Origin of the sequence: Seonamhaeicola sp. NFXS20 (genome assembly GCF_049132085.1) — a bacterium.
In the GTDB taxonomy this organism is placed as follows: Bacteria; Bacteroidota; Bacteroidia; order Flavobacteriales; family Flavobacteriaceae; genus Seonamhaeicola.
The window spans coordinates 557857-572624 of sequence record NZ_JAFMPU010000001.1 but is presented as its reverse complement, the minus strand read 5'-3'; the positions used below and the strand labels follow the sequence as shown (position 1 = coordinate 572624).

Genomic DNA, 14768 nt, shown 5'->3' with positions numbered 1-14768 from the left:
TTTTTTAATTATCTTAAGTTGAATGCTCTTCGTTTTACTAAATCTATCATTTTATCAATATCAGCTTTTAATGCTCTATCGTCCTCCAGTTTTGGTACTTCGTTTCTAATGATTTTAAAATTTTCTTCAATAATATCAGAAAACGTGTTTGGTCTTCTAAATTCTAAGGCCTGTGCACCATACATTAATTCTATAGCTAAAATTTTTTCCAGATTGTCAAGTATCTGATTGAATTTTCTACCCGAAATACTTCCCATAGACACATGGTCTTCTTGTCCTAATGATGTAGGAATACTATCTGCCGAGGGCGGAAAACACAAGGATTTATTTTCAGTTACCAATGCTGCTGTGGTGTACTGCGGAATCATAAACCCAGAATTTAATCCGCCTCCACCTGTAGTTAATAATCTGGGTAAACCATACTTCCCTTCTAATAATAAATAGCACCGTCTATCTGAAATATTACCCAGTTCCGCTGCAGCGATTGAATTATAATCTAAAGCCATAGCTAACGGTTGTCCATGGAAATTTCCACCAGAAATGGCTTCGGTTTCACTTAAAACAATGGGATTATCGGTTACCGAATTCATTTCAATTTCGGCCAATTCTTTTAAATGATAATAGGCATTTCTTGACGCCCCGTGCACCTGCGGTATACAACGCATAGAATAAGGGTCTTGCACACGACCGCAATTTTGGTGTGCATCCACATTCTGAGACCTGTAAAGCAACATAAACATACGTTCTGCCACTTCAATAGTGCCTTTGTAGGGTCTTATTTTGTGTAATTCATCTTTAAATGGCGAAAAACTTCCTTGATAACCTTCAATACTCATGGCACCCGCAACATCGGCTAAGTCTAATAAATATGTCATTTTATGTAACCCAACAATGGTATGCGCCAAAATAAATTGTGTACCGTTTATTAAACCAAGTCCCTCTTTTGCTTTTAATTCTAGTGGATTCAGTTTATGAGCTTTTAAAACCTCCTTGGCGGGTTTGGTTTCCTTACCAGCCCAAAACTCACCTTTGCCAATTAGCGGTAAAAATAAGTGTGATAAAGGAGCTAAATCACCCGAAGCCCCTACAGAACCTTGCTCTGGCACTACTGGTATTAAATCATTCTCTATAAAATACACAATGCGTTCAATCAATTCTAATCTTACCCCAGAGTAGCCTTGGCATAAGGCATGCACTTTGCAAATCATCATGATTTTTGATAATTGCTTATCAATAGGATGTCCAACGCCTACCGCATGAGTTAGTAATAGGTTTTCTTGAAGTTTATTAGTTTCATCGGGGGTAATTTGCACATCGCACAATGGTCCAAAGCCAGTATTTATTCCATAAACTGGTTTTTTAGCATTGGCAATGGCATCAACTTTTCGTCGGCTATCAATCACTTTTCCTTTTGCCTCGGGAGTAATTTCTGCCTGTAGTTTACCATTAGCAATATCTATAACTTTATGTACTGTTAGTGTATCTATTCCGTATTTAAAACTCATTTCTATTCGTATTTTACTTAACCAAAGTTATTTTTATTTTTAATGCTTAAAAAGACTATCTTAGTCAATATTTGATAACCATGAGTAATCAATTGGAGTTAAGACATCTTAAATATTTTTTAGCTGTAGCCGAAGAATTACACTTTAGGCGAGCCGCAGAACGCTTGTTTATTTCGCAACCAGGATTAAGCCGACAAATAAAACAGATGGAAGACGATTTGGGCGTTACACTTTTTGAGCGCCATAACCGCAAAGTACAACTTACCAAAGCTGGGGCATATTTAAAAAAAGAGCTTTTGCTTACATTAAAAAATTTAGACCAAACTTTAGAATATGCAAAATTACTACATGATGGTAAAAAAGGCGATTTAAAATTAGGCTACGTTGGTTCGGCTATGCAAAACGTAATTCCGAATTTATTGTTAGCTTTTGAAGCAAAACACCCTAACGTTGTTTTTAATTTAAAAGAATTAGATAACGACACCCAAATACAGGAGTTATTGTCGTTTAATTTAGATTTAGGTTTTGTACGACTGGAACGTGTTCCTAAAGGATTAGAGTTAAAACCTATTTTAAAGGAATCGTTTTGTTTGGTGCTACCAAAAAACCATGCTGTAACCCAAGAAAGTTTTAAATCGATCTCGCAACTAAAAGATGAATCCTTTATTCTTTTTGATCCCAAATACAGCGCCTCTTACTTTGAAAAAGTGATGCAAATATTTGATGATAGCGGATTTACACCCAACGTATCACACAACACCATTCATGCAGGTTCTATATATAAATTAGTTGAAAATGGTTTTGGCATTTCTATTGTACCAGAATCATTAACCACAACGGAAAATAAAAATATAAAGTTTATTAAATTAGAAAGAATAAAACAAAAAACCACACTCTCGGTGGTTTGGAATAGAAACAATAGAAATCCTATTTTACAGGATTTTTTGGAGTTGATTTTGTAGAATTTTTCAACTACCTTCGTTTACCTATACAGAACTTTATACTGATTTCAGTAAACACTAAAAGCATCTTTTAGTTGCACCACATTTTAAAACTAAATGAAAAACGAACCATGGAAATCGGGACCAAAGGAATTATTAAAGCATGGTCTTGAGCACTTATCTCTCGAAACTGACTTTGATTATCGAATGGGAATGATTGTCATTGACAATTCTGTTGAATTAATGATGAAAACCTATTTGGGCTTACCAAAACGGATTACAAAGCTTGAAGGTGTAACCCGCAAAATATATGCCGAAGCAACTAAAAACTTTGCAAGTTTAATTGATACAATGGACAGGTTTGCAAAAGATAAACTTGTAGGGGTTGAACTAGGTGAAATAGAATGGTATCATAGAATTAGAAATCAATTATATCACGACGGGAATGGAATTACCGTTGAAAAGGAAAAAGTAATTGCCTATTCCAGTATAGCTAAAATACTTTTCGAAAATTTATTTGGCGAAAAAATTGAAATCGGTGACAAAAAATATGGAATCGATGATTTTTTATTGGTTTGGGCGGACTTCAATAAATTAATTGTTAATCAAGGTCCCAAAATTTTTGGTAAAAAGAATTTTAAAGAACTATTCCATTTATCAAATAGCGAAGATTCTGTTTTAAGAGGTATAGTTGAGTTTCGAAATAAATTAGTTCATAAACCAGAAGAAGTTAGTGATACTGAATTAAATTTAAAAGTTAATGAACTATTTGTATTTATAGAATTGGCAAAAAAGAAACTGAAATAAAGCGTGGTAAACAAAACATAAAAAACAAGTTTTAGCTTTGTATGTAGACGGAAACAAAACCTCCTTATCTCCATTATATGCTTAGCACAACCGCTGAACAAATTCCTTAAAAATAAAACCCAAAACTACCTGTAACACCAAATTTTCGGGCATTAGGATATAGGGTTTCGTCTTTATAATTTCCGCGGAAATTAAAGTCTATTCTAAACACTTTAAAAATGTTACCTATACCCAAACTGTATTCGTAGTATGGTTCATTATGAGGCGCCTCTAATTCTAAATTAGCAGGATTACTAGGAACATTACTTAGTGCTATATTTTCATCTGAGATACTTCCCATAACCCCTCGAACACTTATAATTTCACGCAAATTAAGTTTTCTTAAAAACGGAATGCGAGAGAGTAGGCGTCCGTTAAAATTATGCTCTAAATGAAACGAAGCGTACTGATCTGAAACAAACTCATAGAAATCTAGTTGCGAAAAGGTATTATAAATGGAGAAATACGTTTGGTTTCCTGGAATAACATTTAATAACCCTAAAGGTACTTCGCCATAAGTTTTACCAACCTCTATAGATGATGTTAACCTACCAAAACCACCCAATTGCCAAGGTTGCAAATAAGACAATTGTACTTTGGTATAATTAAAATCGCTATTAAACATACCTTTATCTCCACGACTAATTTGAGCAAACAAACGTGCAAAGTCATCGTTAGCAGGCCTTCGTTCAACCCCAAACCCTGTCATTTTTCTTCCTGGAAAATAGGCTACTGAAAAGGTGGTTTCATATTGTTTTATTTCAGATTCCACCCCATCTGGAATGTTATAGTCTAAACTAAAAGTTGGCGACGCCGATTCTAGCGTACGGTAATTTCCTCCTAAACGTACTACCAAATTTCTAAAAGGTTCTGCTTCTATAGCAAAACTACTAAGATTAATAGTGGTTAATTTGTCATTAGATCCCGTTCCTACTACTGCCGATGAAGCTAAACTTCTTCCTAAAACATCGGTAGAAGTGGTTAAACTAGCGCCTATTTGTTCTACATCTCTACGGTTTCCTCCAGAAATTATCAGTCGGCTCTTTTTATCTAACAACCATTTTCCTGAAATACCATATTTAAATTTGTCATCTCTAAAACCATAAGCTAAAAAACCTTCTAATCTCCATAAATCATTTCTTCCAAAATAAGTTCTACCTCCGGTTCTTAAACGTAAACCTTCAACGTCATTAAACCCAAAGGTTGAAAAAATAGGTCCATAGTCTAAAGGCAAGGTGTTAAACTCAATGTAGCCCGATGCCAAAATACTTCCTAAGTTATACAAACGCTTAAATTTTTTAACGGTTTTTAAGGTGTCTAACATTTTATACACCCCTTTTTCGTCTTTATTTAAGGCTTCTAATCTATTCTTTTCCCAAAATTCATCGTCTCTATCAAAAACATCTTCGCTATAATTATATACTTCTTTGTCGTAGAATTTTTTATCCTTTGGAATATCAAATTTGTAATTATCGTATAGCGTGGTTCTCTTACCATAGATACCTCTAGATTGTTCCTTTTTGTTAAAGGCAAAATCACTAAGCATATAATCTCGTTTTACCAAGAAAATAGAATCATTTAGTACTTCAAACTCTTGTTCTATATAAATTTCTTTTACCCAGTTTATATTGGCACTTTTTGATGCTTGCAGATTAATTTCTTTAACTGCATAAGTGGTATCTGCTACCCAAAAATCGCCTTTAAACGTTAGTTCATTTTTACGACGCGGATAATATACAATATTGAAGCACCATTTATTATCAATGTAAGCACTATCTGTTAACACGTAATTATAGGTGTTAATTCCGGTTCTGGATAAGGGGCTCACAAAGCTTTTATCAAAAAACTTTAAATAGTTATCATACACATTGAAATCTGAGTACAAATCGTCTACAAAATCTATAATTACCTGGTTATCGCTAAATCCAGAGTTTTTATTTCCTTTGAGTACTTCTTTTTCTTTATTTAAAGTATTATCTCCATAAACGCTAGAAACCGCCTCATTAATAAACATTGGGAGGTAGGTTTTACCGGTAACGCGTGAGGTATCTACTTCATTAAACACAAACTCCATCCCTTTAAAGAGCTTACTTTTTATTAAAGCACTATCTATGGTATTAATATCGAACTCTACTTTTTCGTATTTATCATATTGATATTGATTAAAACGATTTAACCCGTTATCACGTTTATGCTCCCAAATTTTTCTAAGTATATCAATAGCAGGATTATTTTTTTTAGATTGTTTACCTGTCATTAAAACAACCGCATCTAATTGGGCTGCTTCTTCTTTTAAAATAAATTTTAAATTGTAATTTACTTTTTTTTCAAGAGGAATAATAAGGGTTTCATAACCTATGAAAGAAATAGTAAGTGCCTCCCAAGTTTCGTCAGATTCTAAATAGAATTTTCCATTTTCATTGGTAGTTGTACCTATAGTAGAGCCCTGAAAAATTACATTAGCAAAAGATACGGGCTCGTTATATTCATCATACACATAGCCACTAACTTTGGTTTGAGAAAGTGCTATAAAAGAAACGAAAAAAAATAATAAATTAAGTAGTCTAATATTCATAATATAAAAAACTTCATCAGCAATAATTACTAATGAAGTTTATATAACGTAAAAAGAATTATTTTATTGGTATAATACTTTCTTTACTGCTTTAATTACATCTTCATGGTTTGGTAACCATTCTTTTAACAATACTGGAGAATACGGAGCTGGAGTATCTGCTGTATTTAATTTAACAACTGGTGCATCTAAATAATCAAACGCTTCTGCTTGAACAGAATACGTAATTTCTGTAGCTACACTACCAAAAGGCCATGCTTCTTCTAAAACTACTAATCGGTTTGTTTTTTTAACAGATTCTATAATAGTTTTTCTGTCCATTGGGCGCACTGTACGTAAATCGATAATTTCACAAGATATACCTTCTTTCTGTAATTCATCAGCAGCTTTATAAGCTTCTTTAATAATTTTACCGAAAGACACAATGGTTACATCATCTCCTTTTCTTTTAATATCAGCAACACCAATTGGTATTAAGTACTCTCCTTCTGGCACTTCACCTTTATCACCATACATTTGCTCACTTTCCATAAAAATAACTGGATCGTCATCACGGATAGCAGATTTTAATAATCCTTTCGCATCGGCTGGATTTGACGGCACCACTACCTTTAAACCAGGTGTGTTAGCAAACCAATTTTCAAAAGCCTGCGAGTGCGTAGCACCTAACTGACCCGCAGAAGCAGTTGGGCCGCGGAACACAATAGGACATTTAAACTGACCTCCAGACATTTGTCTAATCTTTGCTGCGTTGTTTATAATTTGATCAATTCCAACTAATGAGAAATTAAAAGTCATGTATTCAACAATTGGTCTATTTCCTGTCATAGTAGACCCCACTGCTATACCTGCAAAACCAAGTTCTGCAATTGGTGTGTCAATAACACGCTTTGGCCCAAATTCATCTAACATTCCTTTAGATGCTTTATAGGCACCATTATATTCTGCTACTTCTTCACCCATTAAATACACGCTTTCATCTCTGCGCATTTCTTCACTCATGGCTTCACAAACAGCCTCTCTAAATTGAATTGTCTTCATTAAAATTATTTTATTGAGAAAGCAAAAATAACAATAAAAGCGTTAAGCTGAAATAAGAATTGTCTAAAATTTATTATGCATGCATAGTACTTTTTCAAAATAAAATAATTACCTTCGTAGCCGTTAAAAATTTTCCATCTAAACCTAGAGATTATGAAGATATTAGTGTGTATTAGTCATGTTCCAGACACTACCTCAAAGATAAATTTTGCCGATGGTGATACCAAATTTGATACTAACGGTGTACAATTTGTTATTAATCCAAATGATGAATTTGGTTTAACCAGAGCCATGTGGTTTAAAGAAAAACAAGGTGCTAACATTACCGTTGTAAACGTTGGAGGCCCAGAAACAGAACCTACATTAAGAAAAGCTTTAGCTATTGGCGCAGATGCTGCTATACGTGTTAACACAGAAGCAACAGACGGTTTTACCGTAGCAAAACAATTAGCTAAAGTAGCAACCGATGGTGCCTATGATTTAATTATTGCTGGAAGAGAATCTATTGATTATAACGGTGGTATGGTTCCTGGTATGATAGCTGGATTAATTAACGCCAATTTTGTAAACAACTGTATTAGTTTAGACGTTGAAGGTGCCACTGCTACAGCTACCCGTGAAATTGATGGCGGTAAAGAAACCATTTCTGCTTCATTACCTCTGGTTATTGGAGGCCAAAAAGGTTTAGTTGAAGAAAGTGATTTACGTATCCCCAATATGCGTGGTATTATGATGGCGCGTAAAAAACCTTTAACAGTGGTAGAACCTGTTGAAGCTAATCCTGAAACCACATCTGTTAAGTTTGAAAAACCTGCTCCTAAAGGCGCGGTTAAATTAGTTTCAGAAGATAATTTAGACGAGTTAATTAACTTACTTCATAACGAAGCTAAAGTAATTTAATCAATTTTAAAAAGAAAAACATGTCAGTTTTAGTATATACAGAATCAGATCAAGGCACATTAAAAAAAGGTGCTTTAGAAGTAGCGTCTTATGCCAAAGCCGTTGCCGATAAGTTAGGAACATCAGTTACTGCCGTAGCTATAAATGCCAATAACACATCAGAACTAGCAAAATATGGTGTTGATAAAGTTTTAAACATTTCAAACGACGCTTTAAAAGCATTTGACGCCAAAATATATGCCAATGTTATAAAACAAGCAGCAGAAAAAGAAAGTTCGCAAGTGGTTGTTTTAAGTTCAAGCGCAGACAGTAAATATATAGCACCGCTTTTAGCAATTAGCTTAAATGCAGGTTATGCTTCCAATGTTATTGAAGCTCCTAGCAGTACATCGCCATTTACAGTAAAAAGAAACGCTTTTACTAACAAAGCCTTTGAAGTATCTCAAATTAACACCGAAATTAAAATTATTGGTGTTTCTAGTAACGCTTTCGGATTGGTAGAAACTAGCGGCAACGCTTCCGCGGAAGATTTTTCGCCTTCAATTACAGCATCTGATGTAAAAGTTCAATCGGTTGATAAAGTAACCGATAAAGTAACCATTGCCGATGCCGATATTGTTGTATCTGGTGGACGTGGTTTAAAAGGACCAGAAAACTGGGGCATGATTGAAGAATTAGCCAATGTACTTGGTGGAGCAACTGCTTGTTCTAAACCCGTATCAGACTTAGGTTGGAGACCTCATAGCGAACACGTGGGGCAAACCGGAAAACCTGTAGCCTCTAACCTTTATATAGCCATTGGTATATCTGGAGCTATTCAGCATTTAGCTGGCGTAAATGCCTCAAAAGTAAAATTAGTTATTAATACAGACCCCGAAGCCCCTTTCTTTAAAGCGGCAGATTACGGTGTGGTTGGTGATGCTTTTACTGTAGTTCCAGAACTCATAGAAAAATTAAAAGCTTTTAAAGCTAATCAATAATTTTTTTATAACTTGTATTTTCTAAGAACTGTTTAATTTGGCATAAATTATATTAAATCTGCCTTAGGCAGTTGGTAAATTCCGAATTTAAACGGTTCTTTGTCTTTTCATAAATTATGAGTTTAGTAAGATTAAATATTAAGGGAATTTCATATAGCCAAACCCAAAATGGCGCTTATGCATTGATATTAAACGAAGTAGAAGGAGACAGAAAACTCCCCATAGTTATTGGCGCTTTTGAAGCACAATCTATTGCCATAGCTTTAGAAAAGGAAATTAGACCTCCAAGACCCTTAACTCACGATTTATTTAAAAATTTTGCCGATAGATTTGACATTGTAGTTAAACAAGTCATCATTCATAAATTGGTAGATGGTGTTTTTTATTCCAGTTTAATTTGTGAACGCGATAAAATTGAAGAAATAATTGATGCCAGAACTAGTGACGCCATTGCCTTAGCGCTCCGCTTTGATGCACCTATTTTTACCTATAAAAACATACTTGATAAAGCCGGTATTTACCTAAAAGTAAATCCTGCTAAAGATGAAGAAGACGAGCCTAAAGAAGATAGTATTTTAGTTGATGATTTACTAGCAAACGAAATGGAACCTAGTGCACCACAACGTGAAAACTACCAAGGTAAAACCATACAAGAACTTCAAAACATGCTTGATGAAGCAGTGGCAAATGAAGACTATGAAAAGGCGGCACACATTAGAGATGAAATTTCCAAACGACAATAAACACCCATTATGAAGCATCAACTTTTTCTGTATTTTCTAGCTATCTCATTAGTTTTTACAACTCCAATATTTGCTCAAGAAACAGAAAAAACACCACCCCAAGAAACCACTATTGATGCTCAAAAAATTAGTACTGACACCACATCTAACACTACCCTAACAGACCATTCTGTTGAAACTACAACAACAGCGTCTCAAGTAATAAACACCCCAATAAATCCAAGTAAAGGATTTTCCTTTAATAGCTTATGGCGTGGTATTCTGGGTATGCTAGTCTTACTCATTATCTCGTTTTTACTTAGCAAAAGTAGAAAATCTATTAACTGGAGAACCGTTGGTTTAGGGCTAGCAGCACAATTATTTTTAGCCATAGGTGTTTTAAAAGTACCTTTTATTCAAGCTATATTTGAGTGGGTAGGTGGCATTTTTGTAAATATATTAAACTTTACAATGGCCGGAACCGAGTTCTTATTTAACTCATTTATAACCAATAAATTAGAAAACGCATTGGTTAATTTCGCTGTAAGTATTCTTCCAACTATTATATTCTTTTCTGCTTTAACATCGGTGTTATTTTATCTTGGAATCATTCAAAAAATAGTAAAAGGACTTGCTTGGTTATTAACCAAACTATTACAAATATCTGGTGCAGAAAGCTTAAGTGTTGCTGGTAATATCTTTTTAGGTCAGACTGAATCACCTTTAATGATAAAAGCCTATTTAGAAAAGATGAATCGTTCTGAAATTCTTTTAGTAATGATTGGTGGTATGGCAACCGTAGCTGGTGGTGTTCTTGCTGCCTATATTAAGTTTCTTGGAGCTGGAGACCCAGTTATGGAAATCTTTTACGCTAAACATTTACTTGCAGCATCTGTAATGGCTGCCCCTGGCGCTGTGGTTATTTCTAAAATGCTTTATCCTCAAACCGAAACAATAGATTCTGAAATAAAAGTAACTCAAGACAACATTGGGTCTAATATACTTGATGCCATTGCTAACGGAACAACCGAAGGTTTAAAACTAGCCGTAAATGTGGGCGCTATGTTATTGGTGTTTTTAGCATTTATAGCCATGCTTAATGGTATTTTAGATTGGGTTGGTAACGTAACTACGTTAAACACTTGGATAGCTAGTAATACCGTTTATAAAAGTTTTTCTTTAGAATTTTTATTAGGCTATTTATTTGCTCCACTTATGTGGCTTATTGGGGTAGCTTCAGAAGACATTGCCCTTATGGGACAATTATTAGGTGTTAAATTAGTAGCCAGCGAGTTTATAGGATATATACAACTAGCAGAACTAAAAGATATTGGTAATGCACTGCATCTTGCCAATGAAAAATCGGTTATTATGGCTACATACATGCTTTGTGGGTTTGCTAATTTTGCTTCTATAGGCATTCAAATTGGGGGTATTGGTTCATTAGCTCCGGGGCAACGTAAAACCTTATCAGAGTTTGGACTTAAAGCCTTAATTGGAGGTACTATAGCTTCGTTATTATCAGCAACAATTGCCGGTATGATTATTGGTTAAAAAGACAGCACAACACATTAACCATTTATAAATTTCTCTGCTCTTAGTTAATAACTTTCTTATAACATCTTTGTGTTTAAGCATAATTTTTTAGGCTTTTTTATATTTTTAATTCCGCAAAAAAATTAAATCGAAATGAAACAATACCACGACTTAGTAAAGCACGTTTTAGAGAATGGCAATGAAAAAGGAGACCGTACAGGAACAGGAACAAAAAGTGTATTTGGGTATCAAATGCGATTTGATTTAAGCGAAGGTTTCCCTATGGTAACCACCAAAAAACTGCATTTAAAATCTATTATTTATGAATTGCTTTGGTTTTTAAAAGGCGATACTAACATAAAATACCTTACTGAAAACGGTGTTAGAATTTGGAACGAATGGGCTGATGACAATGGCGACCTTGGACCTGTTTACGGACACCAATGGCGCAACTGGAACAGCGATGAAATAGACCAAATAAAAGAGGTGATAGACACCTTAAAAAACAACCCCAATAGCCGTAGAATGTTAGTCTCGGCGTGGAACCCATCAGTGTTACCAGATACTAGTAAAAGTTTTGCCGAAAATGTAGCTAACGGTAAAGCTGCTTTACCACCGTGTCATGCCTTTTTTCAGTTTTATGTAGCTAATGGTAAACTGTCTTGTCAGCTATACCAACGTAGCGCCGATATCTTTTTAGGTGTACCGTTTAACATTGCTTCTTATGCCCTATTCACCATGATGATGGCACAGGTATGCGGTTATGAAGCTGGAGAATTTATACACACCTTTGGAGATGCCCATATTTATAGCAACCACTTTGAGCAGTTAGAGTTACAACTCTCGCGCGACCCAAGACCACTACCAAAAATGATTTTAAACCCAGAAATTAAAGATATTTTCAATTTTAAATTTGAAGATTTCACCTTGGTAGACTACAATCCGCACCCGCATATTAAAGGGGTTGTGGCGGTTTAGGTTTGAGGATGTTAATTTTATTTTTAACGAAAGTCACTTCCCTTTTTATTATTTAAATTATATCATGTCTTTCAACATTGTCAAAATAAAGATTTTTGAATAAAGAGCCTTACATTAACATACAATTAATTTAAAATATTATATAACTAAAAATACAATATTATTTATTTTTTATATATTTGTAAAACAAAAAATATCTCTGCGCCAACAGAGATACTAAACTTTCGGTCGTACCGATTTTTAAATATTTTTTTCTTATGGTACAAATGTACAAAAATAATTCGAATTCGCGTCAAAATAAGAGACGTCTTGCGACAATAGACGCTGTGAAATTCGATTTGAAAAATGAGCTTCCACTAATGTTTAAAGCATTTAAAGAAGCGTATGAACTTTACGAAAGTGAAATCATAAAAACACCTCCTGAAGCAAGAGCTAGAGGATTTGAAGCATCATTGTTGAATTCAAAAATGATACAATGTGTTCAAAAATATTTCCCTATGAACTGGAAGTTCGGGAAGTATAAAAGGTTTACACTTCGAACGAATGGTTATATAGTTTTATTCAAGAAATTGGATAGATATGATAAACCAATGAATATTAAAACCAAATCGGTAGAGGCGATTTCTCATCAACTATCATTGCCGTTATTTAATGATGCAAATTTTATTGAAGAACCTATCTTGTTCTTTGGTTACAAAAAGAATAGTGTTGGGAATATTTCTGAACCAAAATTGGTTTATCTAGACGAAGAACGAGTTAAGTGGGTAGTTACTGCTGATGATATCAGAATTGACAAATCAATAGAGCTTCCAACAAAAACTCAAAAAGTTGCTACTCCTATTTTAAGAAAAGGAAAAGAAGGCAACAAAAAAGCTGGCTAATTATTAACTCAATCGTGTACGACCGATTATTTTATATATTAAACAAAATAAAAAAAATGAAAATCAATCACAAACAGTTGACATTTGCGAGAGAATATAGAGGGTATTCTCAAACAGATTTATCTTCATTGATTGATGGGTTGTCTCAACCAAACTTGTCAAAATTTGAAAAAGGGTTAAGCACATTATCTGATGAATTACTATCTAAAATTATTTCTTTTTTAGACTTTCCATTTGAATTTTTGACTAAAAACATATCAAATGAATCAGAGACTGCGCACTACCGAAAAAGAACAACAATATCAAAAAAGGATAGAACGAATATTGAGCATAGTTATAAGCTAATTGGTTATTTGATTGACGAAATGGCAGACTCTTTGATGTGGCCTGAACTCAACTTTAAAACATTAGATATTGAAGATGGCTACACACCTGAATATATTGCATCATATACAAGGAAATTTTTAGGTTTAAAACCTAACGAACCAGTAAGAGATATTTGCAATCATTTAGAAGTTAATGGAATTATTATTGTAGAATTAGACACTATTGAAAAATTTGATGGTGTTTCCTTTGTATCCGATAATAACTACCCTGTCATAGTTATAAATAAAAATTTCAGTAATGATAGAAAAAGATTCACAATTGCGCACGAATTAGGACATCTGCTTATGCATTCAGTTAATAATCCTGCTATTCCAAAGCACAGAGAGAAAGAATTAGAAAATGAAGCTAACACTTTCGCTTCTGAATTTTTAATGCCTAAAGAAGCAATTAAGAATTCTCTTTATAACATAAAACTTTCTTATTTGTCTGAACTCAAAAGATATTGGCTAACTTCAATGGCATCAATTCTAAGAAGGTCTAAAGATTTAGGTTGTATTACTAAAGAAACCTACACCTATCTTAATATCGAGTTTAGTAGAAAGGGTCTAAAAAAAGACGAGGGATTTGATGTTTATATCGATACACCTGAATTATTCCGCAAAGGATATGCAATGCACAAAACCGAATTAGCTTATTCAGATTTTGAATTAGCAAGTGGATTTTCCTTACCTGTTGACGTAATCAAAAGATATTGTGAAACAAATCGAAATCAAACTAAATTAAGAGTATTGATTTAAAAATATAAAAAACTTCTTCCTCTACCCCTCCCTAAACCCACTATTCCAAATAGCTGAGTTAAAGTTTTTGCCTTTGCTTACACCAAAAAAGATGAGGCAAAAGCCTATAGTTTTAAACATAAAAAAGCATAAAAATATAAACTGTGTGGTTTTGTATTTAGGGTGGTAGTAACTTTCTGGAAAACTAAGAGCTATTAAAATAGCTGCTACTACGGCACTAACAATAATAGTATCTAAATTTCTAAAGGGGTACATGAGCCATTTGCGCCATACGCTTAAATCATTCCCCCATTTATGAATTAAGTAATAATAGCCATTACCTATGGGCGCAAACAGTAAGGGGTCGTCATAATTTTCTAGTTTAAACAGTTTACTGGGGGCCATTATTTTAAAACCAGAAAGGGTGGTTTGGTGTACTTTTTCTAACTGTTTTATGTTGTTAATAGCCTCTTGAGGGATTTCGGCTTTAAACAAATTACTATTTAAAAACCGTAAGCGGTAAGTAATACAAATGGATTGAATATGGCTGATATGAAATATCCTATCGGTTTCTAACAAATCTACATTAAACGTATTGGTATTTCCTGTAGTTCCGTTTGTAATGGCTTTGTTTATGTTTTCTTCGTGCTGTGTGTCTTGGTTTAAAACAGCATGCACTTGGTTTAAAATATCGGCTTCGGTAAGGTGTTTGTTTCGGTGTTTTAGTAATTGTTGTTTTAAATCTACTTTCATAACCTTA

13 protein-coding genes are annotated in these 14768 nt (G+C 33.9%); 9 read left to right on the top strand and 4 right to left on the bottom strand.

Annotation, left to right across the window (positions count from 1 at the left end; all coding sequences use genetic code 11):
- Positions 1-8: 8 nt before the first annotated feature.
- Positions 9-1505 carry a histidine ammonia-lyase gene (hutH, locus tag J1D01_RS02550; protein ID WP_421149711.1) on the bottom strand — a complete coding sequence of 499 codons (1497 nt, stop codon included), beginning with the start codon at positions 1503-1505 and terminating at the stop codon, positions 9-11.
- 80 nt (positions 1506-1585) lie between these two features.
- Between hutH and J1D01_RS02545 the strand changes: the two genes are divergently transcribed.
- Both J1D01_RS02545 and J1D01_RS02540 read left to right on the top strand, forming a co-directional pair.
- Entirely contained in the window at positions 1586-2467 is an 882-nt protein-coding gene (locus J1D01_RS02545; RefSeq protein ID WP_421149710.1) for a LysR family transcriptional regulator, read from the top strand.
- Between the two features lie 96 nt (positions 2468-2563).
- A complete protein-coding gene (locus J1D01_RS02540) occupies positions 2564-3253 on the top strand; it encodes a hypothetical protein (RefSeq protein WP_421149709.1) in 690 nt (229 codons plus the stop codon).
- 106 nt (positions 3254-3359) lie between these two features.
- Here the strand turns inward: J1D01_RS02540 and J1D01_RS02535 are convergent, their stop codons facing one another.
- A complete protein-coding gene (locus J1D01_RS02535) occupies positions 3360-5867 on the bottom strand; it encodes a DUF5686 family protein (RefSeq protein WP_421149708.1) in 2508 nt (835 codons plus the stop codon).
- A 63-nt stretch (positions 5868-5930) separates the two neighbouring features.
- Positions 5931-6908, bottom strand: a complete 978-nt coding sequence (locus J1D01_RS02530) for a pyruvate dehydrogenase complex E1 component subunit beta (protein ID WP_372937772.1) — start codon at positions 6906-6908, stop codon at positions 5931-5933.
- Between the two features lie 153 nt (positions 6909-7061).
- Between J1D01_RS02530 and J1D01_RS02525 the strand changes: the two genes are divergently transcribed.
- From J1D01_RS02525 to J1D01_RS02495, 7 genes are all read left to right on the top strand, one after another.
- On the top strand, positions 7062-7808 hold the full coding sequence (locus J1D01_RS02525; RefSeq protein WP_372937771.1) for an electron transfer flavoprotein subunit beta/FixA family protein: 747 nt from the start codon (positions 7062-7064) through the stop codon (positions 7806-7808).
- A gap of 20 nt (positions 7809-7828) precedes the next feature.
- Complete coding sequence (locus J1D01_RS02520; RefSeq protein ID WP_421149707.1) at positions 7829-8788, top strand: electron transfer flavoprotein subunit alpha/FixB family protein; 960 nt, start codon at positions 7829-7831, stop codon at positions 8786-8788.
- Between the two features lie 116 nt (positions 8789-8904).
- Positions 8905-9531, top strand: coding sequence for a bifunctional nuclease family protein (locus tag J1D01_RS02515; protein WP_372937769.1), 627 nt, complete (start codon positions 8905-8907; stop codon positions 9529-9531).
- Positions 9532-9540: 9 nt separating this feature from the next.
- Complete coding sequence (locus J1D01_RS02510) at positions 9541-11064, top strand: NupC/NupG family nucleoside CNT transporter (protein WP_421149706.1); 1524 nt, start codon at positions 9541-9543, stop codon at positions 11062-11064.
- Between the two features lie 135 nt (positions 11065-11199).
- Positions 11200-12024, top strand: a complete 825-nt coding sequence (locus J1D01_RS02505) for a thymidylate synthase (RefSeq protein WP_421149705.1) — start codon at positions 11200-11202, stop codon at positions 12022-12024.
- A 359-nt stretch (positions 12025-12383) separates the two neighbouring features.
- The gene (locus J1D01_RS02500) at positions 12384-12905 is read left to right on the top strand and encodes a hypothetical protein (protein ID WP_421149704.1); all 522 of its coding nucleotides are present in this window, start codon (positions 12384-12386) and stop codon (positions 12903-12905) included.
- A 56-nt stretch (positions 12906-12961) separates the two neighbouring features.
- Positions 12962-14029 (top strand): helix-turn-helix domain-containing protein, encoded by a 1068-nt coding sequence (locus J1D01_RS02495; protein ID WP_421149703.1) that lies wholly within the window; start codon positions 12962-12964, stop codon positions 14027-14029.
- 21 nt (positions 14030-14050) lie between these two features.
- On the opposite strand, the gene J1D01_RS02490 is transcribed toward J1D01_RS02495, so the two are convergent.
- A complete protein-coding gene (locus tag J1D01_RS02490; RefSeq protein WP_421149702.1) occupies positions 14051-14761 on the bottom strand; it encodes a hypothetical protein in 711 nt (236 codons plus the stop codon).
- Between the last annotated feature and the right edge of the window lie 7 nt (positions 14762-14768).

Excerpts from the sequence above, each read along its gene's own strand:
- hutH (WP_421149711.1), bottom strand. The coding sequence starts at position 1,505 with ATGAGTTTTAAATACGGAATAGATACACTAACAGTACATAAAGTTATA.
- J1D01_RS02545 (WP_421149710.1), top strand. The coding sequence starts at position 1,586 with ATGAGTAATCAATTGGAGTTAAGACATCTTAAATATTTTTTAGCTGTA.
- J1D01_RS02540 (WP_421149709.1), top strand. The coding sequence starts at position 2,564 with ATGAAAAACGAACCATGGAAATCGGGACCAAAGGAATTATTAAAGCAT.
- J1D01_RS02535 (WP_421149708.1), bottom strand. The coding sequence starts at position 5,867 with ATGAATATTAGACTACTTAATTTATTATTTTTTTTCGTTTCTTTTATA.
- J1D01_RS02530 (WP_372937772.1), bottom strand. The coding sequence starts at position 6,908 with ATGAAGACAATTCAATTTAGAGAGGCTGTTTGTGAAGCCATGAGTGAA.
- J1D01_RS02525 (WP_372937771.1), top strand. The coding sequence starts at position 7,062 with ATGAAGATATTAGTGTGTATTAGTCATGTTCCAGACACTACCTCAAAG.
- J1D01_RS02520 (WP_421149707.1), top strand. The coding sequence starts at position 7,829 with ATGTCAGTTTTAGTATATACAGAATCAGATCAAGGCACATTAAAAAAA.
- J1D01_RS02515 (WP_372937769.1), top strand. The coding sequence starts at position 8,905 with ATGAGTTTAGTAAGATTAAATATTAAGGGAATTTCATATAGCCAAACC.
- J1D01_RS02510 (WP_421149706.1), top strand. The coding sequence starts at position 9,541 with ATGAAGCATCAACTTTTTCTGTATTTTCTAGCTATCTCATTAGTTTTT.
- J1D01_RS02505 (WP_421149705.1), top strand. The coding sequence starts at position 11,200 with ATGAAACAATACCACGACTTAGTAAAGCACGTTTTAGAGAATGGCAAT.
- J1D01_RS02500 (WP_421149704.1), top strand. The coding sequence starts at position 12,384 with ATGTTTAAAGCATTTAAAGAAGCGTATGAACTTTACGAAAGTGAAATC.
- J1D01_RS02495 (WP_421149703.1), top strand. The coding sequence starts at position 12,962 with ATGAAAATCAATCACAAACAGTTGACATTTGCGAGAGAATATAGAGGG.
- J1D01_RS02490 (WP_421149702.1), bottom strand. The coding sequence starts at position 14,761 with ATGAAAGTAGATTTAAAACAACAATTACTAAAACACCGAAACAAACAC.